Origin of the sequence: Streptomyces sp. NPDC002896, assembly GCF_040295225.1 — a bacterium.
GTDB lineage: Bacteria > Actinomycetota > Actinomycetes > Streptomycetales > Streptomycetaceae > Streptomyces.
Genome location: NZ_JBEOVA010000005.1, coordinates 476833 through 495992, shown reverse-complemented (window position 1 = coordinate 495992; position 19160 = coordinate 476833). Strand labels below are relative to the sequence as shown.

The following is a 19160-nucleotide window of genomic DNA, read 5'->3' as shown; positions in this document are numbered from 1 at the left end:
CCCGAACAGCGGGAGGCGGCCCTCACCGAAAGGACCGAAAGAACCGAAAACGGTCAGCCCAGCTTCGACACGTCCCGCACCGCACCCTTGTCCGCACTCGTAGCCATCGCCGCATACGCCCGCAGCGCCGCCGACACCTTGCGGTCGCGGGACTTCGGGGCGTAGACGCCGGCGAGGGCCTCGCGGCGGGTCGCCAGCGTGGCGTCGTCGACGAGGAGTTCGATCGTGCGGCCCGGGATGTCGATGCGGATGCGGTCGCCGTCCTCGACGAGGGCGATGATGCCGCCGGAGGCCGCCTCCGGGGAGGCGTGGCCGATGGAGAGGCCGGACGTGCCGCCGGAGAAGCGGCCGTCCGTGACCAGGGCGCAGGCCTTGCCGAGGCCGCGGCCCTTGAGGAACGAGGTCGGGTAGAGCATCTCCTGCATGCCGGGGCCGCCCTTGGGGCCCTCGTAGCGGATGACGACGACGTCGCCCTCCTTGACCTGCTTGTTGAGGATCTTCTCGACGGCCTCTTCCTGCGACTCGCAGACGACGGCCGGGCCCTCGAAGGTCCAGATCGACGCGTCGACGCCCGCCGTCTTCACGACGCAGCCGTCCACGGCGAGGTTGCCCTTGAGGACCGCCAGGCCGCCGTCCTTCGAGTACGCGTGGGCGACGTCGCGGATGCAGCCGTTCGCCGCGTCCGTGTCCAGCTCCTCCCAGCGCTCGGACTGGGAGAAGGCCTCGGCGGAGCGCTTGCAGCCGGGGGCCGCGTGCCATAGCTCGAGGGCCTCGGCGGTCGCCGAGCCGCTACGGACGTCCCAGTCGTCCAGCCACTCCTTGATGGAGGGGCTGTGGACGGTGTGCACGTCCTCGTTGAGCAGACCGCCGCGGTACAGCTCGCCCAGGATCGCGGGGATGCCGCCCGCGCGGTGCACGTCCTCCATGTAGTACGTCCGCGTGGGCGCCACGTTGGGCGCGACCTTCGCGAGGCACGGCACCCGGCGCGAGACGGCGTCGATGTCGGACAGGTCGTAGCCGGCCTCGGCCTCCTGGGCGGCGGCCAGGAGGTGCAGGATCGTGTTCGTGGAGCCGCCCATCGCGATATCGAGCGCCATGGCGTTCTCGAAGGCGGCGTGGGTGGCGATGGAGCGCGGCAGAACGCTGTCGTCGTCCTGCTCGTAGTAGCGCTTGGTCAGCTCGACGACCGTGGCGCCGGCGTTCTCGTAGAGGGCCTTTCGCGCGGTGTGCGTGGCGAGCACCGAGCCGTTACCGGGCAGCGAGAGGCCGATGGCCTCGGTCAGGCAGTTCATCGAGTTGGCGGTGAACATGCCGGAACAGGAGCCGCAGGTCGGACAGGCGTTCTCCTCGATACGGAGGATGTCCTCGTCCGAGACCTTGTCGTTCACGGCGTCGGAGATCGCGTCGATCAGGTCGAGCGTGCGGACCGTGCCGTCGACGAGGGTCGCGCGGCCGGCCTCCATCGGGCCACCGGAGACGAAGACCGTGGGGATGTTGAGGCGCAGAGCCGCCATCAGCATGCCCGGGGTGATCTTGTCGCAGTTGGAGATGCAGATCAGGGCGTCGGCGCAGTGGGCCTCGACCATGTACTCGACCGAGTCCGCGATCAGGTCGCGGGACGGGAGGGAGTACAGCATGCCGCCGTGGCCCATCGCGATGCCGTCGTCGACGGCGATCGTGTTGAACTCGCGCGGGATGCCGCCGGCCTCCTTGACGGCCTCGCTGACGATCCGGCCGACCGGCTGGAGGTGGGTGTGGCCCGGCACGAACTCCGTGAACGAGTTGGCGACGGCGATGATCGGCTTCCGCCCGATGTCCGCACCCGGTACACCGGAGGCGCGCATAAGGGCGCGGGCGCCCGCCATGTTGCGGCCGTGGGTGACAGTGCGGGACCTCAGCTCGGGCATCGTCGCTCGCTCCTTCAGGCAGATGCCTACGGCACGGTGCGTTCCGGACGGTGACTGCGCGGTGTCCGTTCGGCCGGCGTATGTAGGCAGGATGACTTCCGTCGAGCCTACGCCGGGACTCCACGACCTGGACAGCTTGTCCGGATAACGGGACGCCCGTCTCGGTCCCCGGCACCCGTTCGGGGGTTACGGGCGGCCCTTCACTCCCCCGTCAGATGCCTCTGCACCACCGGCGCCACCCGCGCGATGATCTGCTCCACGTCCGCTGAGGCCAGCGGCTCCAGCTTGATCACGTACCGCATCATGGCCACGCCGACCAGCTGGGCCGCCGCCAGCTCGGCCCGCAGTTCGGCCTCCGGCCCGCCCACATGGCCCGCGACCCTGCGCAGCAGCTGGCCGGTGATGAGGCGGCGGAAGACCGCGGCGGCCGCCTCGTTGTTCATCGCGGACCGGACCACGGCAAGCAGGGGCGTACGGGTGGCCGGGTTCTCCCAGACTCCGAAGAGGAACCGGGTGAACCGCTCACCGACCCCCTCGAGCGGCCCCTCCGTGATGGCCTCCGGGGCCTTCAGGGCGGGCGCGAAGACGACCTCGACGGCCGCCTCGAAGACCTGCTCCTTGGTGCCGAAGTAGTGGTGGACGAGCGCGGAGTCGACACCGGCCGCCTTGGCGATGCCGCGCACCGACGCCTTCTCGTACCCCCGCTCGGAGAACTCCTCGCGGGCCGCCCGCAGGATGCGCTCCCGGGTGTCCGGCCCCTCTGCCGTCTGCGTACGGGAGGGCCGTCCCCGGCGCCTGGGGGCGGTGTCGGTCATGATCTCGGCACCCTCACGGCCGACGCGAGATACAGCCGGGTGAAGGCCAGGGCCTCCGCAAGATCGGCCTCGCGCTCGGCGCTGGACATGGCCCGCCGCGTGTTGACCTCCAGGACGACATGGCCGTCGAAGCCGCTCAGCGCCAGGCGCTCCAGGATCTCGGCACAGGGCTGCGTGCCGCGGCCCGGGACCAGGTGCTCGTCCTTGCCTGAGCCGGTGCCGTCGGCGAGGTGGACGTGGCCGAGCCGGTCGCCCATGCGGTCGATCATCTGCAGGGCGTCGGTGCGGGCGGTCGCCGTGTGCGAGAGGTCGATCGTGAAGTGCCGGTAGTCCTCCTTGGTGACGTCCCAGTCCGGGGCGTACGCGAGCATCTCGCGGTCCCGGTAGCGCCACGGATACATGTTCTCGACGGCGAACCGCACATCCGTCTCGTCGGCCATGCGCCAGATGCCGCGTACGAAGTCCCGGGCATACTGCCGCTGCCAGCGGAACGGCGGATGCACGACGACGGTGGAGGCGCCCAGCTGCTCGGCGGCGGACCTCGCGCGCTGGAGCTTGACCCAGGGGTCGGTGGACCACACGCGCTGCGTGATCAGGAGACAGGGGGCGTGGACGGCGAGGATCGGGATGCGGTGGTAGTCGCTGAGCCTGCGGAGCGCGTCGATGTCCTGGCTGACGGGGTCGTTCCAGACCATGATCTCGAGGCCGTCGTACCCGAGGCGCGCGGCGATCTCGAAGGCCGTCGCCGTCGACTCCGGATAGACCGAGGCCGTCGACAGGGCGACCTTCGCATCCGGGATGCGCACCACTGGTTCTGCCACGAGGGACAGGGTACGGGGGCGGGGGTGGTGGGGGCGCATCCGCCGGGGGCGCCGCCCTGGGTACACCGCGGCCGCCTCCCACGTACGCCATCGCCCTTTGCGGAACGTATGCCCACAGCGGAGGCGCCCCCGCCGTCCCTAGCTCGGCATGTGGTCCAGGCGGCGGAGGATCACGCCCTCGCGCAGCGCCCACGGGCAGATCTCCGCTGACTCCACGCCGAAGAGGTCCATCGCGCCCTCCGCGACGAGCGCGCCGGCGAGCAGCTGGCCGGAGCGGCCCTCCGAGACGCCGGGCAGCTCTACGCGCTCGTCGGCGCTCATCTCGGTGAGCCGGGGCACCCAGTCCTCCAGGTCCCTGCGCTTGAGCTCCCGTTGAACGTAGAGGCCGTCGGCGGAGCGGGCGGCACCGGAGATCCGGGCGAGCTGCCGGAAGGTCTTGGAGGTGGCGACCACATGGTCCGGGGTGCCGAGACGGCTGAAGTCCCCGACGGTCCGGGCGATCTGCGCCCGCACGTGCCGCCGCAGGGCCCGCACGTCCGCCGGGTCCGGCGGATCACCGGGCAGCCAGCCCGCGGTCAGCCGGCCGGCGCCGAGCGGCAGCGAGACGGCGGCGTCCGGCTCCTCGTCCATGCCGTACGCGATCTCGAGCGAGCCGCCGCCGATGTCCAGGACGAGCAGTTTCCCGGCCGACCAGCCGAACCAGCGGCGGGCCGCGAGGAAGGTGAGACGGGCCTCCTCCTCACCGGTCAGGACCTGCAGTTCGACACCGGTCTCGTCCTTGATCCGGGCCAGCACGTCGTCGGCGTTGCTGGCCTCGCGGACCGCGGAGGTGGCGAACGGCAGCAGGTCCTCGACGCCCTTGTCCTCGGCGGCCTGCAGCGCTTCGTGGACGGTGCCGATCAGTTTGCCGACACCCTCGGGGCCGATGGCTCCGTCGTCGTCGAGGAGTTGGGCGAGGCGCAGCTCCGCCTTGTGCGAGTGCGCGGGCAGCGGGCGCGCGCCCGGGTGTGCATCCACCACGAGGAGATGCACCGTGTTCGAACCCACGTCGAGGACACCGAGTCTCATGTACGGAACGCTACTGCGCGGGCGCCGGGCAGAACTCCCTGGGCGGGCTTCCGCCCGCATACCCTGGAGGCGTGCCAAAGACGAAAAAGGCAAAGACCGACAAATCCGCCAGCTCTGCCACGGAGTCCTCGAAGGCGACGGCGCCGGAGCAGAAGCAGCCGGAGGAGAAGCAGTCGAAACCGCCGAAGCAGTCGAAGCGGTCGATCGGGCCGGCGCAGGGGCAGCAGCCGGTCCCCGACGAGAAGGCCCTGGACTTCGCCCGCGCATGGGTCGAGTTCCCTGATCCGGCGGACGACGAGCAGGTATTCCGCTGCGATCTGACATGGCTTACCTCCCGTTGGAACTGCATCTTCGGAAGCGGCTGCCAGGGCATCCAGGCGGGCCGCGCGGACGACGGGTGCTGCACGCTGGGCGCGCACTTCTCGGAGGACGACGACGAGAAGCGCGTCGCCGAGCATGTGGCGAGGCTCACTCCCGAGATCTGGCAGCACCACGACGTGGGCACGCAGACGGGCTGGGTCCAGGAGGACGAGGACGGCGAGCGCCAGACCCGCCGCTTCGAGGGCTCCTGCATCTTCCAGAACCGGCCCGGATTCGCGGGCGGCGCGGGCTGCTCGCTGCACATCCTGGCGCTGCGCGAGGGCCGTGAGCCGCTGGAGACGAAGCCGGACGTCTGCTGGCAGCTGCCGATCCGCCGGACGTACGAGTGGATCGACCGGCCCGACGACACCCGCGTCCTGCAGGTGTCGATCGGCGAGTACGACCGCCGGGGCTGGGGCCCGGGCGGCCACGATCTGCACTGGTGGTGCACGTCGGCGACCTCGGCGCACGGGGCGGGCGACCCGGTGTACGTCTCGTACCGGCCGGAGCTCACGGAGCTCATGGGCAAGGCGGGATACGACCGGCTGGTCGAGCTGTGTGAGGCCCGGCTGGCGTCCGAGCTGCCGCTGGTGGCGCCGCACCCCGCCGATCCGGCGCCCTGAGCCTCACGCGGGGGGCCGCCCAGCCAGGGACGGGGCCGCGGTGCGGACGGCGGCCGGCAGGCGGGCCGGCCCCTACGCCCCTTCGCTGGGGCTCCCCTCTCCCCCGTCGCTCGGTGGCGGGGACGAGTCCCCGGGGTCTGACGGGGCAGGTGAGTCAGAAGGGGCGGTGTCGCTAGGGCCGGGGTCGGAGGGCGACGGTTCTTCCGGGTCCGGATCCTGACCGGACGGGGGCGGATCCGACGACGGCGGCGGGTCGGAGGACGGCGGCGGATCCGACGAGGGCGGATCGCTCGGCGTGGGCCCCGGGTCGGACGGGGACGGTGAACCGGGCGGCGACGACGGCGGGGGGCTGGAGGACGGCGGGGCCGGGTGTCCGTCCCCCTCGAGGCCGATCACCGCGCCCGACGGGTCGATCACGATCTGCGCGCGCCAGTGGCCGGCGGGCTCGCGATGGTGATCGACGTACACCTCGATCGTGAAGGACTCGCCCGGCGCGAGCGTTCCCGAGTACTGGCTGAGGTAGAGCCACGGGGCGTCGGCGTACGCCGACCAGTGCACAGGTGCGCCCCCGGACGCCCGCATCGTGATCAGTGTCGTCTCGCCGCTGCTCGGCTGAGCCTCGACCGTGAGCCTGCCCGGCCCCACCGCGCTCCGGGACGGCGGCGCTCCCGGGCTGATCACCTCCACGGACACGTCGGGCGTGCGGCTGCCCGCGGTAAAGCGCGCGTCGGGGTCGGGGCTGGCGTTGCCCGCGTTCTCGTAGCCGCCAGGGTGGTCCCCGCCGAGAGCGCCGGGGTCGTCGGCCTCGCTGACGGAGACGGAGCGGCCGTCCTGGCCCTCGCCGGTGAGAGGCGCGCCGCGGTAGGCGGCCCAGAGGGCGAGCACGGGGGCCGCGACGACCGTGGCGACGACGGTCGTCGCCACGGCACGCGCGCGTAGCCGGCCGCGGCGGGCGGCACGGTCCCTGGGGTCCATCGGGAAACCCCGCCGGTCGAAGCGCGGGGCGCGGTCCCGCGCGCGCGGGGCATGCGCCATCGCGGTGTGCAGGGCCGGGCGCGGGGCCTCGACCACGGGCAGCGCGGTCGGGGTGACGCCGGTGCCGGGCCAGGCGATGCCCGCCCGCTCGGCGGTGCGGCGGCAGCGCGGGCAGTCGTCGACGTGCCGTACGAGCTCGGTGCGCAGGGCCGCGCCGAGCAGCAGCTGATCGTCGCCGGTGAGGCGGGCGACGGCGGGGCAGGTGCCGGTCTCCACGACGGCGAGCGCGGTACGGGTGCGCTCCACCTCGCAGGCCGCGGCGGCCAGGAGCTCCCGGGCCGAGGCGAGGTCCATGCCGAGGACCGCGGCGACCTCGTGGGCGGCGAGCTGGTGGCGTACGGCGAGTTCGAGCGCCTCGCGCTGCTCGGGGGTCGTCCCTGCCGCCTCGGGCCAGGCGAGCAGGGCGAGTTCCCGCCGGCGCTCGCGCTCCGCCTCTGCGGAGACGGAGCGGTCGACGGAGTGGCCGGAGGTCCGGCCGGTCTCCCCGGAGCCCGAGGCGGCCGCGGTCCGGTCGGCTCTGCGACCGGCGGCACGCGAGCCTGCCCGCTTCCGCTTGGCCTCGGCGAGTTTGCGCAGACACGACCAGCGTGCGAGCGCGTACAGCCAGGCCTTGCGGTCGCCGTCGGCGTCCGGCCCGCGCGAGCCGCGGCGCTCGGCACATGCGAGGGCCTCTCCGAGGGCGGCGGTCGCGGCGTCGTGGTCGCACAGCACGGACAGGCAGTACGTGAACAGGCCGTCCAGATACGGCTCGTAGCGCGCGGGCGGCCGCTGGACCTGGGTACGGTGCGCCGCCCCGCGGTGCCGCGCATCGCGATGCGACCGGCGGGCTCCGGGGGTCTGCGGGGAGGGCTGCGGCCTACTGCTCGTCACCCGTGCGACCGTAGGCCGGTGGTGGTGGGGCCCTCTTCACCGTCGCGGACATTTAATCCTTACGGGTGAACAGATCCCTCAAAAGGGGACAGGAGCCCGTCATTCCGCACTCTGAGCGTTACAGAGGCACGCGCGCGTGGGCCCTCGGGCAGGGGCCGCCGACCCCCGCGCGCGAGTGCGCAGCCCGCCCGCCGTGCCCGCCGAAGGGGCCGCAGCCGACGGCCGGGGGCCGGGCTGTCAGTGGTCACCGCTACGGTTTCGTCCATGGCTGCCCGTACGAAATCCGGCAAGGACCGGCCGTCCTACCGCTGCACCGAGTGCGGCTGGCAGACGGCCAAGTGGCTCGGCCGCTGCCCCGAGTGCCAGGCATGGGGCACGGTCGAGGAGTACGGCGCGCCCGCGGTCCGTACGACGACGCCCGGCCGCGTCACCACCTCGGCCGTGCCGATCGGCCAGGTCGACGGCCGCCAGGCCACCGCCCGCTCGACCGGCGTGCCCGAGTTGGACCGGGTGCTCGGCGGCGGACTTGTCCCCGGCGCCGTGGTCCTCGTCGCGGGCGAGCCGGGCGTCGGCAAGTCGACGCTCCTGCTGGACGTGGCGGCCAAGTCGGCCAGCGACGAGCACCGCACGCTGTATGTCACGGGCGAGGAGTCCGCGAGCCAGGTGCGGCTGCGCGCGGACCGCATCAAGGCGATCGACGACCATCTGTACCTGGCCGCGGAGACGGATCTCGCGGCCATCCTCGGTCATCTGGACGCGGTGAAGCCGTCGCTGCTGATCCTCGACTCCGTGCAGACCGTGGCCTCGCCGGAGATCGACGGGGCGCCCGGCGGCATGGCCCAGGTCCGCGAGGTGGCCGGGGCCCTCATCCGCGCCTCCAAGGATCGCGGCATGGCGACGCTCCTGGTCGGCCATGTCACGAAGGACGGCGCCATCGCGGGCCCGCGGCTGCTCGAGCATCTCGTGGACGTCGTGCTGCACTTCGAGGGCGACCGGCACGCGCGCCTGCGGCTGGTCCGCGGCGTGAAGAACCGGTACGGGACGACGGACGAGGTCGGCTGCTTCGAGCTGCACGACGAGGGCATCACCGGTCTCGCCGACCCCAGCGGCCTCTTCCTCACCCGCCGTGACGAGCCGGTTCCGGGCACCTGCCTGACCGTGACGCTGGAGGGGCGCCGCCCGCTCGTCGCCGAGGTGCAGGCGCTCACCGTCGACTCGCAGATCCCCTCGCCCCGGCGCACCACCTCGGGCCTGGAGACCTCGCGCGTCTCGATGATGCTCGCCGTGCTCGAGCAGCGCGGCCGGATCAGCGCGCTCGGCAAGCGCGACATCTACTCGGCGACGGTCGGCGGCGTGAAGCTCTCCGAGCCCGCCGCGGACCTGGCCGTCGCGCTCGCGCTCGCCAGCGCCGCGAGCGACACCCCGCTGCCGAAGAACCTCGTCGCGATCGGCGAGGTGGGCCTCGCGGGCGAGGTCAGACGGGTCACCGGGGTCCAGCGCAGGCTCGCTGAGGCGCACCGCCTCGGCTTCACGCACGCCCTCGTGCCGACGGATCCGGGCAAGGTCCCGCCCGGTATGAAGGTCCTGGAAGTCGCCGACATAGGGGACGCTCTGCGGGTGCTGCCGAGGTCGCGTCGGCGAGAGGCCCCACGGGAGGAGGAGGACCGCCGGTAGACTTTGCCCCGGTCTCGCCCATCCGTACGAACCGAGGGCGCCCAGAACCTGCGACCGGAGGAGTGCAGTGGCAGCCAACGACCGGGCAGCAGCTCCCGGCAAGTCCGGTGGGAGCTCCGGTGCCGATGGGCTCATGCGCGCCTCTCTGAGCGCTGTCGCGCCGGGTACGGCGCTGCGGGACGGCTTGGAGCGCGTCCTCCGCGGCAACACCGGAGGACTGATCGTCCTCGGCACCGACAAGACCGTCGAAGCCATGTGCACCGGCGGTTTCGTCCTGGATGTCGAGTTCACGGCGACGCGCCTGCGCGAGCTGTGCAAGCTCGACGGCGGCATCGTCCTCGACAAGGACCTCACCAAGATCCTCCGCGCGGGCGTCCAGCTCGTGCCGGACCCGACGATCCCGACCGAGGAGACCGGCACGCGGCACCGCACCGCGGACCGCGTGAGCAAGCAGGTCGGTTTCCCGGTCGTGTCGGTGTCCCAGTCCATGCGGCTCATCGCGCTGTACGTGGACGGTCAGCGGCGGGTCCTGGAGGACTCGGCCGCGATCCTCTCCCGGGCCAACCAGGCCCTGGCGACCCTCGAGCGGTACAAGCTGCGGCTCGACGAGGTCGCGGGCACGCTGTCCGCGCTCGAGATCGAGGACCTGGTGACGGTCCGGGACGTCTCGGCCGTGGCGCAGCGCCTGGAGATGGTGCGGCGCATCGCGACCGAGATCGCCGAGTACGTGGTGGAGCTCGGCACGGACGGGCGGCTTCTCGCGCTCCAGCTCGAGGAGTTGATCGCGGGCGTAGAACCGGAGCGGGAGCTCGTCGTCCGGGACTACGTGCCGGAGCCGACCGCCAAGCGGTCCCGCACGGTCGAGGAGGCGCTGGCCGAGCTGGACTCTCTCTCGCACACCGAGCTGCTGGAACTTCCAGTGGTGGCACGGGCGTTGGGTTACACCGGGTCGCCGGAGACGCTCGACTCGGCCGTGTCGCCGCGCGGGTTCCGGCTGCTGGCGAAGGTTCCGCGGCTGCCCGGCGCCATCATCGACCGCCTCGTGGAGCACTTCGGCGGCCTGCAGAAGCTGCTCGCCGCGAGCGTCGACGACCTGCAGACGGTGGACGGGGTCGGGGAGGCCCGGGCGCGGAGCGTTCGGGAGGGGCTGTCGCGGTTGGCGGAGTCGTCGATCCTCGAGCGCTACGTCTAGCCTCCGGCGGGCTGCGGTTCTCAGGCGCCCCCGATTTTTGGGTGCCGCCGCTTTGGGTGTGGGTTCGCCACCTGCCGGTGGCAGGCTCGGGCACGCGCGCGGCTTGCCGTTCCTGGGTGGTTCGCCACCTGTCGGTGGGTGGGTCGGGGCGAACGCGTCCGCGGGTCCGCTTCGGTGCGCCACCGGCCGGTGGCGGGTCGGGGCCGCGCCGGGATGTACGTCCTCGGCCTGGCGCCGAACCGTCATCGTTGGGCTAGCCCGAAGTTTGCGCCAGCCTCCCCCAGTGCCTTAAAGGCCTGGGAGGTACCCCCAGCGGGCGCACATCCCGCCACGTCCCCTTCGGCCGGAGAGCACCTGCGGGTCTCACTGTTGTGGGCAGGAGTTCCGCAGGGCGATGGGGGTCCCCCCTGTTTCCAGCGCCGCAGGGGCTAGTCGTTCTCCAGGACGAACGACGTCTGGGCCGTCCCGAGGCCCGGGGCCTTCGCCTCGACGAGGTACGTACCCGGCTTCGCCGAGCCCGCGGCCGGCGTCGCACACTGAGCCGCACTCGCACGCCGGTCCCACACCAGGGTCTGCGTGACGCGTCCGTCCGCCGGCACCCGAAGCAACAGGCTCCCACTGGCCTTCGGGCAGTCCGACGACGTCCAGAAGGCGTCGTCGCTCCCGGTCAGTGTGATAGTCAGTACGGCTTGTTTCGGCCCGAGATCCACCTTGCACGCCGTCCCCGACGTGTTCCGCGCGATCAGCTCAAACTCCGGCTTCTCACCGGGCTCGTAAGTGTTGCGTACGCTGCGCACGGTCAACTTCACAGTGCTGGCAGTGCAGTTGGGCAGGCTCGATCCGGCCGGTACGCGATCGCCCGAGGAACTGCCGCCCGTGGCGCCGTCCGAGGAGTCCGTGGAGCCGGTCCCGTCCGAACCGTCGGTGCTGCCCGTATCGCCGGAGCCCTCGCTCTCTCCCGAGCCGTCACCACTGCCGCCCGACTCGTCGCGGCCGCCCGGGTGTTGGCTGATCGCAGGCCCGGACCCGGAGGGACCCGGCGTGATCGACGGCGCGGGGTTCTTGCCGTCGGCGCCGCCGGCGGTGTTGTCGCTGCCGCCTCCGCCGCCGGAATTGACGGTCCATACGACAAGCAGTGCCAGCAGGGCGACCACGGACAGCAGAACGGCCCTCCGTCGCCAGTAGATGGTGGAGGGAAGCGGCCCGACTGGATTGCGCAGAGATCCCACGGCGCAAACTGTACGAGAGATCAGCGGGTTATCCTGCCCCACCCGCCGCCCTGCGCCGCAACTTTTGCGGATCATCATCCTGGCCGCGCAGCCCGTACACATCCCTGCCCCGCTCCAGGCCCCAGCCTTTCGTCAGATACGGGACGGAACCGTCGTATCGCGTGACGTGCGGGCTCATTGCGTACCGTCCCTGCTCATGGAAGACATCGACTCCGGTCTCTACCGCGACATCGGCGACTTCGCGCATGACACCCCTGCGTGGGTGCAGCACCTCCTGGAGGCATGGACGGAGGCCGGACTGCTGCTGTTCGGTGTGCTGTTCGCCGCTGCCTGGTGGCGGGCCCGGCGCGGCGGGCCCGGCGCGCTGGCCCTCGCCGTGCTCGCACCGCTCGCCACGGCGGTGGCGTATGTGTGCAGCGAGTTGGTCAAGTCCGCGGTGGACGAGGAACGTCCGTGCCGCGCCGTGGCCGGCGCCCCCGCCTCGCTCGTCGCCTGTCCGCCCCACGGCGACTGGTCGTTCCCGAGCAACCACGCGACGATCGCAGGTGCCGCGGCGGTGGCGCTGACGCTCGCCTGGCGCGGCATCGCCCGGCTCGCCTTCCCGATGGCGCTGCTGATGGCGTACTCACGGGTGTTCGTGGGCGTCCACTACCCGCACGACGTGCTCGTGGGGCTGCTCATCGGCGCCGTCGTGGGCTACGCGGTGGTACGCCTCGGCAGGCAGCCGATGACGCGCGTGGCCGAGGCGCTGCGCGCGTCATCCGCGGGACCGGTCCGGTGGTTCGCCGGACCGGGGTGCACGGTGCCTGGCTCGGGCCTGTCTCAGCCGCAAACGGCCGGCCCCGGCTGACGCGGCCCGGCCTGCGGCCACCAAGGCCGCGAAACGCCCGGCCGGCTGCCGAGCGGCACGCGCCTCCCCGGCGCTCCGAACGCGTCGTCCCGCTGAGGTGAACCAGCGGCATCACCCGCCGCTGGGCGGGCGGTACGTCCGGCGGGTGCGGCCCCGGCCGGTACGGGGTCGGGCCGCCGGCCAGGCTGCGGTTGGTGCCGGGGAAAGGGCCGCACAGGCCCGGGCTCGGTGGCAGCTGCCACGCCCCCCGGGGCGCCCTCTCGATCGCCGGAAGCATGACGTACAGGGCGCCCGAAACCCCCGACACGGCCCGGAATCAGGTCCTCCGGCGTGTCCCTCCCGCCTCTCACCTGGCCTTCTGTACGGCCACGGGCGCGGATGACCGCCAGGCGTGCGGCACCGTGGCAGGATCGTGCGTGCCATGACTGCTCCCACGAAACCCATGCAAGCCCAGCCCGCCCCGTCCACGGCGCCCATGCCGTCCTGCCGCACCGCATCCGGCACCTCGGGGGCGACCCCGGGCGCCCCGGACGGAGCCGCCCTGCACACGCCCGTCATCGCATGGTTCGAGGAGAACGCACGCGACCTGCCGTGGCGCCGCCCCGAAGCGGGACCGTGGGGCGTGATGGTCAGCGAGTTCATGCTGCAGCAGACACCGGTCAACCGTGTGCTGCCCGTGTACGAGCAGTGGATGGCCCGCTGGCCGCGCCCCGCCGACCTGGCCGAGGAGGCGCCCGGCGAAGCCGTCCGCGCCTGGGGCAGGCTCGGCTATCCGCGGCGCGCGCTGCGGCTGCACGGTGCCGCGGTCGCCATAACAGAGCGGCACGGCGGCGACGTACCGACGCAGCACACGCAGCTGCTCGCGCTCCCCGGCATCGGCGAGTACACAGCCGCCGCCGTGGCGTCCTTCGCCTACGGGCAGCGGCACGCCGTCCTCGACACCAATGTGCGCCGGGTCCTCGCGCGCGCCGTCACCGGCGCGCAGTACCCGCCCAACGCCACCACCGCGGCCGAGCGCAGGCTGGCCCGCGAGCTGCTTCCCGAGGACGAGCACACGGCGGCGCGCTGGGCCGCCGCGTCCATGGAGCTCGGGGCGCTGATCTGCACGGCCAAGAACGAGAGTTGTGTCCGCTGCCCCGTCGCAGCGCAGTGCGCGTGGCGGCTGGCCGGGAAGCCGGCGCACGACGGGCCGCCGCGACGCGGCCAGACGTACGCGGGGACCGACCGCCAGGTGCGCGGCCGGCTGCTGGCCGTGCTGCGGGAAGCCGTCGCGCCCGTTCCGCAGGCCGTACTCGACCGTGTGTGGGACGAGCCCGTGCAGCGGGCCCGGGCGCTGGACGGCCTGGTCGCCGACGGTCTGGTCGAACCGCTGCAGGGCGGCCTCTACCGCCTGCCGCACGCCTGACTCCCCTCACGGCCGGGCCCACCACCCGTTACGCCCGTCCGGCTTCTGTTACACAACCGCCGCACAGCCGTGCGTCCGCCGCAGGCTGCCTCGGACAGCCTCGTGACAACTGCTCCGTAGCTTCATGCCGTACCGCACAGGGGCGCGCACCAGCGCGAACACGGGGTCGAACGGAGGCGGTTGGCGATGGCGCACGGCGAGGTGCTCGAATTCGAGGAGTACGTCCGCAGCAGGCAGGACGCCCTGCTGCGCAGCGCCAGGCGCCTGGTCCCGGATCCCGTCGACGCGCAGGACCTGCTGCAGACCGCGCTCGTGCGGACGTACGGCCACTGGGCGGATATAGCCGACAAGCGGCTGGCGGACGCGTATCTGCGTCGCGTCATGATCAACACGCGGACGGAGTGGTGGCGGGCCCGCAAGCTGCAGGAGGTGCCCACCGAGCAGCTCCCGGACGCGAGCATCGACGACTCCACCGAGCAGCACGCCGACCGCGCCCTGCTCATGGACGTCATGAAGGTGCTGGCGCCCAAGCAGCGCAGCGTCGTCGTGCTGCGACACTGGGAACAGATGTCCACGGAGGAGACGGCCGCCGCCCTCGGCATGTCGGCCGGCACGGTAAAGAGCACGCTGCACCGGGCGCTCGCCCGGCTCCGCCAGGAGCTGGAGAGCCGCGACCTCGATGTGCGCGCGCTCGAACGTGAGGAGCGGGAGCGTTGCGCGGCCGCCTAGGCCCTCGGGCCATACGACGTATACGGGTCATACGACGGATACGGGCCATACGACGGACGCGGGCGATACGCGGTGACGCTCCCGCCGCCGGACGCGGCGGCGGCCGGACCGGAAAGAGAGTCCTGACGGCGGGGGGCGCGGCGGCGGCCGGGCTCGCCGCCCTCGGCCTTTCGCTCGCCGGCTGCGGCACCGGCGGCACCGGTGCGCGCGACGAGGGCCCGGCACGGGGAGCCTCGGTCGCCCAGCCCGCACCGTCCTCCTCTCCCGCGCCCACGGTGAAGCGCGTCGACGCGGTCGCGCTGGTCAAGAACGATCCGAAGGTGAGCGCCGAGGTCAAACGGGACCTGAAACCGTGCGTCGCCGACGAGTACCCGGTGGACGTGTCCTATGGCAAGCTGACCGGCGGCTCCTCGAACGACATCGTCGTCAACGTCATGACCTGCGGTGATGCGGTCGGCGTCGGCTCGTACGTATACCGCGCGGTCGGCCGGAAGTACCAGAGTGTCTTCCGGGTCGAGGAGCCGCCGGTCTATGCGGAGATCGACCGGGGCGACCTCGTCGTCACCATGCAGGTGTACGAAAAAGGCGATCCGGTGGAGTACCCGTCCGGCGAGAACGTGATCACCTACCACTGGTCCGCGAACAGGTTCGTCGAGCAATCCCGTACGCACAACGACTACAGCAACGCGGTGGGCGGGGGTTCGCCCACCGCCTCGGAGAACTGACACAGAAGGCAGCACATTCGGATGGCAGAGCAGACCCACGTCCTGTTCGTCGAGGACGACGACGTCATCCGCGAGGCCACCCAGCTGGCGCTGGAGCGCGACGGCTTCGTGGTCACCGCCATGCCCGACGGTCTCTCGGGGCTCGAGGCGTTCCGGGCCGACCGGCCCGACATCGCGCTGCTCGATGTGATGGTCCCGGGCCTGGACGGCGTCTCGCTCTGCCGGCGCATCCGCGACGAGTCCAGCGTGCCGGTGATCATGCTGTCCGCCCGCGCCGACTCGATCGACGTCGTCCTGGGCCTGGAAGCGGGCGCCGACGACTATGTGACCAAGCCGTTCGACGGCGCCGTGCTGATGGCCAGGATCCGCGCCGTGCTGCGCCGCTTCGGACACGCGAACGCTGCCGCCTCCGCTGCCGGGGGCGCAGGCGGTGCGGGGCAGGCGAACGGCGGTGTGCTGAGCTTCGGCGATCTGGAGATCGACACGGAGGGGATGGAGGTACGGCGCGGTGGCGCGCTGGTGGGGCTGACACCGACCGAGATGCGGCTGCTGCTCGAGTTCTCATCGGCGCCCGGCACGGTGCTCTCCCGCGACAAGCTGCTGGAGCGCGTGTGGGACTACGGCTGGGGCGGTGACACCCGCGTCGTCGACGTCCATGTGCAGCGGCTGCGCACCAAGATCGGCCAGGACCGGATCGAGACGGTCCGCGGCTTCGGCTACAAACTCAGGGCCTGAGGAGCACGCCGTGGACCTGGGGGGTTTCGACGGCCGGCGACGGCTGCGCGTGGGCAGAACGCTGCGTACCGGTGTGCGGTGGAAGATCAGCGCCGCGATCACGCTGGTCGGCGCGCTGGTGGCGCTCGCCCTGAGCCTGGTCGTGCACAACGCGGCGCAGGTCTCGATACTCGACAACGCCCGCGACGTGCAGGACGAACGCATCCAGCTCGCCGAGCGCATGTACGAGACGACCGGCCGGCTGAACTTCATGGGCCTCAAGATCGACGATCCGGCCATGCCGAAAGACCTGCGGGCGAAGGCCATGGCCGGGCGCCGGGCCACCTACGTGTCGGAGCGGCCCAACGGCGTGCCCGACATCTGGGCCGCCGTCCCGCTCAGCGACGGCCGCGTCCTGTCGCTGCACACCCGGTTCACGGACCGCAGCGCCGAGGTCATGAAGGACCTGGACCAGGCGTTGATCGTGGGTTCGATCGCGGTGGTCTTCGGCGGTTGCGCGCTCGGTGTGCTCATCGGCGGCCAGATCTCCCGGCGGCTGCGCAAGGCCGCTGCCGCGGCGGGCGAGGTCGCCCAGGGGCAGACGGACGTACGGGTGCGCGACGCCATCGGCGGTGTCGTACGCGACGAGACCGACGACCTCGCGCGGGCCGTGGACGCGATGGCGGACGCACTCAAGCAGCGCCTGGAGGCGGAACGCCGGGTGACCGCCGACATCGCGCATGAACTGCGCACCCCTGTGACGGGGCTGCTGACCGCGGCGGAACTGCTGCCGCCGGGCCGTCCGACCGAGCTCGTACGCGACCGGGCGCAGGCCATGCGCACGCTCGTCGAGGACGTGCTCGAGGTGGCGCGGCTCGACAGCGCCTCGGAGCGGGCCGAACTGCAGGACATCATGCTGGGCGAGTTCGTGACCCGGCGGGTCGCGGTGAGGGACGCCGACATCGCGGTGCGCGTGGTGCACGAGTCGGAGGTCACGACCGACCCGCGGCGCCTGGAGCGGGTTCTCGGCAATCTGCTGGCCAACGCCGCCAGGCACGGCAAACCGCCGATCGAGGTCACGGTGGAGGGCCGGGTGATCCGCGTGCGCGACCACGGGCCCGGCTTCCCGGAGGAACTCCTCGCCGAGGGGCCCAGCCGGTTCCGCACCGGCAGCAGGGACCGCTCCGGGCAGGGCCACGGCCTCGGCCTGACGATCGCGGCGGGCCAGGCCCGGGTGCTCGGCGCACGCCTGACCTTCCGCAACGTACGGCCGCCCGGGGCACCCGACCACATACCGGCGGAGGGTGCGGTCGCGGTGCTGTGGCTGCCGGAGCACGCACCGACGAGCACCGGGAGTTTCCCGATGCTGGAGGACTGACGGTGGCCCCCCACTGACACACGCCGATGGCCCCCGGCACGCCGCGCGCACCGGAGGCCATCGACCACGCCTCGGGGAACCGGATCACACGGCGTCTGCCGCCGCCTTCCCTGCCCGCGCGGCCTCGCCGTCCGCGCCGTCCGCGCCCCCGGCAGGCTTCTGGGCTCCCGCGCCGCGCAACGGGACCTCCTTCACGAACACCGCCGCCAGCAGGGCGACCACGGCGACGGCCGAGCCGAGCAGGAACGCCGAGTGCGTGCCGGCCGACACCGCGTGCTGGTAGGCCTCGCGGGCCGCCTCGGGCAGCTTGGCCAGGCTCGCCGCGTCGAGCTGTGCGGATTTCTCGGTGATCTGGCTGCCGAGGTCCCCGGCGCGCTCGGCCATGACGTCCTGCACCCGGTGGTTGAAGAGGGCGCCCATGATCGCGACGCCGAAGGAGGAGCCGAGCGTACGGAAGAGGGTGGTCGAGGAGGAGGCGACGCCCATGTCCCTCATCTCGACGCTGTTCTGCGCGACCAGCATGGTGATCTGCATCAGGCAGCCCATGCCCGCGCCGAGCACCGCCATGTACAGACCCGAGGTGAAACGTGACGTCCCGGTGTCCATCTGCGCCAGCAGGAACAGCCCGGCGATCATCAGCACACTCCCCGCCACGGGGAAGATCTTGTACCTGCCGCTGCTGGTGGTGACCCGTCCCGCGATCAGCGAGAGGACCATCATCGCCAGCAGCATGGGCAGCAGGAGCAGACCGGAGTTGGTCGCAGACGCCCCCTGTACGGACTGCTGGTACAGCGGCAGGAACAGCACCGCGCCGAACATCACGAAGCCGGTGACAAAGCCGACCACCGACATGAGCGTGAAGTTGCGGCTGCGGAAGATGTGCAGCGGCAGGATCGGTTCTGCGGCCTTCGTCTGGACGAAGAAGAAGCCGACGAGCGAGGCGACACCGATGCCGATGAGCTCCATGATCACGGCCGAGCCCCAGGCGTACTGCGTACCGCCCCAGGTGGTGACCAGCACGATCGCGGTGATGCCGACGGCGAGCAGGGCCGCACCCAGGTAGTCGATCCGGCTCTGTGTCCGCTTCTTCGGCAGATGCAGCACCGTACTCACCGCGGCGAGGGCGACGGCGCCGAGCGGCAGGTTGATGTAGAAGGACCAGCGCCAGCCGAGGTGGTCGGTGATCGTGCCGCCGACCAGCGGCCCGCCGATCATGGCGAGCGCCATCACGCCGGCCATCATGCCCTGGTACTTGCCACGCTCCCGGGGCGGAATCAGATCACCGATGATCGCCATCACGCCGACCATGAGTCCGCCGGCACCGAGCCCCTGTACGGCACGGAACCCGATCAGTTGCTCCATGTCCCGGGCCATGCCGCTCAGTGCGGAGCCGATCAGGAAGATGACGATGGACGTCAGGAAGACGCCCTTCCGCCCGTACATGTCGCCGAGCTTGCCCCAGATGGGGGTGGAGGCGGCGGTGGCGAGCGTATAGGCGGTGACGACCCACGAAAGGTGCTCGAGGCCGCCGAGATCGCCCACGATGGTGGGCATCGCGGTGCCGATGATCATGTTGTCGAGCATCGCGAGCAGCATGGCGATCATGAGGGCGAGCAGCACGACGCGGACGCTGCGCGGCTGCCTGCCTCCTTCGGGCGCCGCTTCGCCAGTGCCTGCCGGGACGGCGTCGGCTGGTGGCTGGGTCTGGGACATCTCTGCACTCCCCCTGGGACGATAAGGAAGCGAGGCGACCCGCGTACGCACT

16 protein-coding genes are annotated in these 19160 nt (G+C 72.0%); 9 read left to right on the top strand and 7 right to left on the bottom strand.

Annotated features, from left to right (window positions below):
* Nucleotides 1-53: 53 nt before the first annotated feature.
* From ilvD to ABT009_RS11675, 4 genes are all read right to left on the bottom strand, one after another.
* Nucleotides 54-1907, bottom strand: coding sequence for a dihydroxy-acid dehydratase (gene ilvD / locus ABT009_RS11690; RefSeq protein ID WP_351292131.1), 1854 nt, complete (start codon nucleotides 1905-1907; stop codon nucleotides 54-56).
* 200 nt (nucleotides 1908-2107) lie between these two features.
* Nucleotides 2108-2722: a TetR/AcrR family transcriptional regulator gene (locus tag ABT009_RS11685; RefSeq protein WP_351292129.1), complete on the bottom strand. Its 615-nt coding sequence runs from the start codon at nucleotides 2720-2722 to the stop codon at nucleotides 2108-2110.
* Nucleotides 2719-3543: a sugar phosphate isomerase/epimerase family protein gene (locus ABT009_RS11680; protein ID WP_351292127.1), complete on the bottom strand. Its 825-nt coding sequence runs from the start codon at nucleotides 3541-3543 to the stop codon at nucleotides 2719-2721. The genes ABT009_RS11685 and ABT009_RS11680 overlap by 4 nt, the downstream gene beginning before the upstream one ends.
* 138 nt (nucleotides 3544-3681) lie before the next feature.
* Nucleotides 3682-4611 carry a Ppx/GppA family phosphatase gene (locus ABT009_RS11675; protein WP_351292125.1) on the bottom strand — a complete coding sequence of 310 codons (930 nt, stop codon included), beginning with the start codon at nucleotides 4609-4611 and terminating at the stop codon, nucleotides 3682-3684.
* Between the two features lie 71 nt (nucleotides 4612-4682).
* On the opposite strand from ABT009_RS11675, the gene ABT009_RS11670 reads away from it, so the two are divergent.
* On the top strand, nucleotides 4683-5594 hold the full coding sequence (locus tag ABT009_RS11670) for a DUF3109 family protein (RefSeq protein WP_351292123.1): 912 nt from the start codon (nucleotides 4683-4685) through the stop codon (nucleotides 5592-5594).
* A gap of 72 nt (nucleotides 5595-5666) precedes the next feature.
* Here the strand turns inward: ABT009_RS11670 and ABT009_RS11665 are convergent, their stop codons facing one another.
* Nucleotides 5667-7499, bottom strand: a complete 1833-nt coding sequence (locus ABT009_RS11665; protein WP_351292121.1) for a BACON domain-containing protein — start codon at nucleotides 7497-7499, stop codon at nucleotides 5667-5669.
* 264 nt (nucleotides 7500-7763) lie between these two features.
* Here ABT009_RS11665 and radA point away from each other — a divergent pair, with 264 nt between their 5' ends.
* Nucleotides 7764-9173 carry a DNA repair protein RadA gene (gene radA / locus ABT009_RS11660; protein ID WP_351292119.1) on the top strand — a complete coding sequence of 470 codons (1410 nt, stop codon included), beginning with the start codon at nucleotides 7764-7766 and terminating at the stop codon, nucleotides 9171-9173.
* Between the two features lie 67 nt (nucleotides 9174-9240).
* The gene (gene disA, locus ABT009_RS11655) at nucleotides 9241-10365 is read left to right on the top strand and encodes a DNA integrity scanning diadenylate cyclase DisA (RefSeq protein ID WP_351292117.1); all 1125 of its coding nucleotides are present in this window, start codon (nucleotides 9241-9243) and stop codon (nucleotides 10363-10365) included.
* Nucleotides 10366-10793: 428 nt separating this feature from the next.
* Here disA and ABT009_RS11650 read toward each other — a convergent pair whose 3' ends face one another.
* The gene (locus tag ABT009_RS11650; RefSeq protein WP_351292115.1) at nucleotides 10794-11594 is read right to left on the bottom strand and encodes a hypothetical protein; all 801 of its coding nucleotides are present in this window, start codon (nucleotides 11592-11594) and stop codon (nucleotides 10794-10796) included.
* A gap of 196 nt (nucleotides 11595-11790) precedes the next feature.
* Here ABT009_RS11650 and ABT009_RS11645 point away from each other — a divergent pair, with 196 nt between their 5' ends.
* From ABT009_RS11645 to cseC, 6 genes are all read left to right on the top strand, one after another.
* On the top strand, nucleotides 11791-12444 hold the full coding sequence (locus tag ABT009_RS11645; RefSeq protein ID WP_351292113.1) for a phosphatase PAP2 family protein: 654 nt from the start codon (nucleotides 11791-11793) through the stop codon (nucleotides 12442-12444).
* Nucleotides 12445-12865: 421 nt separating this feature from the next.
* Nucleotides 12866-13849, top strand: a complete 984-nt coding sequence (locus ABT009_RS11640; RefSeq protein WP_351292111.1) for an HhH-GPD family protein — start codon at nucleotides 12866-12868, stop codon at nucleotides 13847-13849.
* Between the two features lie 186 nt (nucleotides 13850-14035).
* Nucleotides 14036-14578: a SigE family RNA polymerase sigma factor gene (locus ABT009_RS11635; RefSeq protein WP_351292110.1), complete on the top strand. Its 543-nt coding sequence runs from the start codon at nucleotides 14036-14038 to the stop codon at nucleotides 14576-14578.
* Between the two features lie 65 nt (nucleotides 14579-14643).
* Nucleotides 14644-15303 (top strand): hypothetical protein, encoded by a 660-nt coding sequence (locus tag ABT009_RS11630; protein ID WP_502989855.1) that lies wholly within the window; start codon nucleotides 14644-14646, stop codon nucleotides 15301-15303.
* A gap of 21 nt (nucleotides 15304-15324) precedes the next feature.
* Nucleotides 15325-16038: a two-component system response regulator CseB gene (gene cseB, locus ABT009_RS11625; protein ID WP_351292108.1), complete on the top strand. Its 714-nt coding sequence runs from the start codon at nucleotides 15325-15327 to the stop codon at nucleotides 16036-16038.
* Nucleotides 15959-17395 carry a two-component system sensor histidine kinase CseC gene (cseC, locus tag ABT009_RS11620; protein WP_351292210.1) on the top strand — a complete coding sequence of 479 codons (1437 nt, stop codon included), beginning with the start codon at nucleotides 15959-15961 and terminating at the stop codon, nucleotides 17393-17395. The genes cseB and cseC overlap by 80 nt, the downstream gene beginning before the upstream one ends.
* 84 nt (nucleotides 17396-17479) lie before the next feature.
* Here cseC and ABT009_RS11615 read toward each other — a convergent pair whose 3' ends face one another.
* A complete protein-coding gene (locus ABT009_RS11615) occupies nucleotides 17480-19108 on the bottom strand; it encodes an MDR family MFS transporter (RefSeq protein ID WP_351292106.1) in 1629 nt (542 codons plus the stop codon).
* Nucleotides 19109-19160: the final 52 nt, after the last annotated feature.

Excerpts from the sequence above, each read along its gene's own strand:
- ilvD (WP_351292131.1), bottom strand. The coding sequence starts at position 1,907 with ATGCCCGAGCTGAGGTCCCGCACTGTCACCCACGGCCGCAACATGGCG.
- ABT009_RS11685 (WP_351292129.1), bottom strand. The coding sequence starts at position 2,722 with ATGACCGACACCGCCCCCAGGCGCCGGGGACGGCCCTCCCGTACGCAG.
- ABT009_RS11675 (WP_351292125.1), bottom strand. The coding sequence starts at position 4,611 with ATGAGACTCGGTGTCCTCGACGTGGGTTCGAACACGGTGCATCTCCTC.
- radA (WP_351292119.1), top strand. The coding sequence starts at position 7,764 with ATGGCTGCCCGTACGAAATCCGGCAAGGACCGGCCGTCCTACCGCTGC.
- ABT009_RS11645 (WP_351292113.1), top strand. The coding sequence starts at position 11,791 with ATGGAAGACATCGACTCCGGTCTCTACCGCGACATCGGCGACTTCGCG.
- ABT009_RS11640 (WP_351292111.1), top strand. The coding sequence starts at position 12,866 with ATGACTGCTCCCACGAAACCCATGCAAGCCCAGCCCGCCCCGTCCACG.
- ABT009_RS11635 (WP_351292110.1), top strand. The coding sequence starts at position 14,036 with ATGGCGCACGGCGAGGTGCTCGAATTCGAGGAGTACGTCCGCAGCAGG.
- cseB (WP_351292108.1), top strand. The coding sequence starts at position 15,325 with ATGGCAGAGCAGACCCACGTCCTGTTCGTCGAGGACGACGACGTCATC.
- cseC (WP_351292210.1), top strand. The coding sequence starts at position 15,959 with ATGTGCAGCGGCTGCGCACCAAGATCGGCCAGGACCGGATCGAGACGG.
- ABT009_RS11615 (WP_351292106.1), bottom strand. The coding sequence starts at position 19,108 with ATGTCCCAGACCCAGCCACCAGCCGACGCCGTCCCGGCAGGCACTGGC.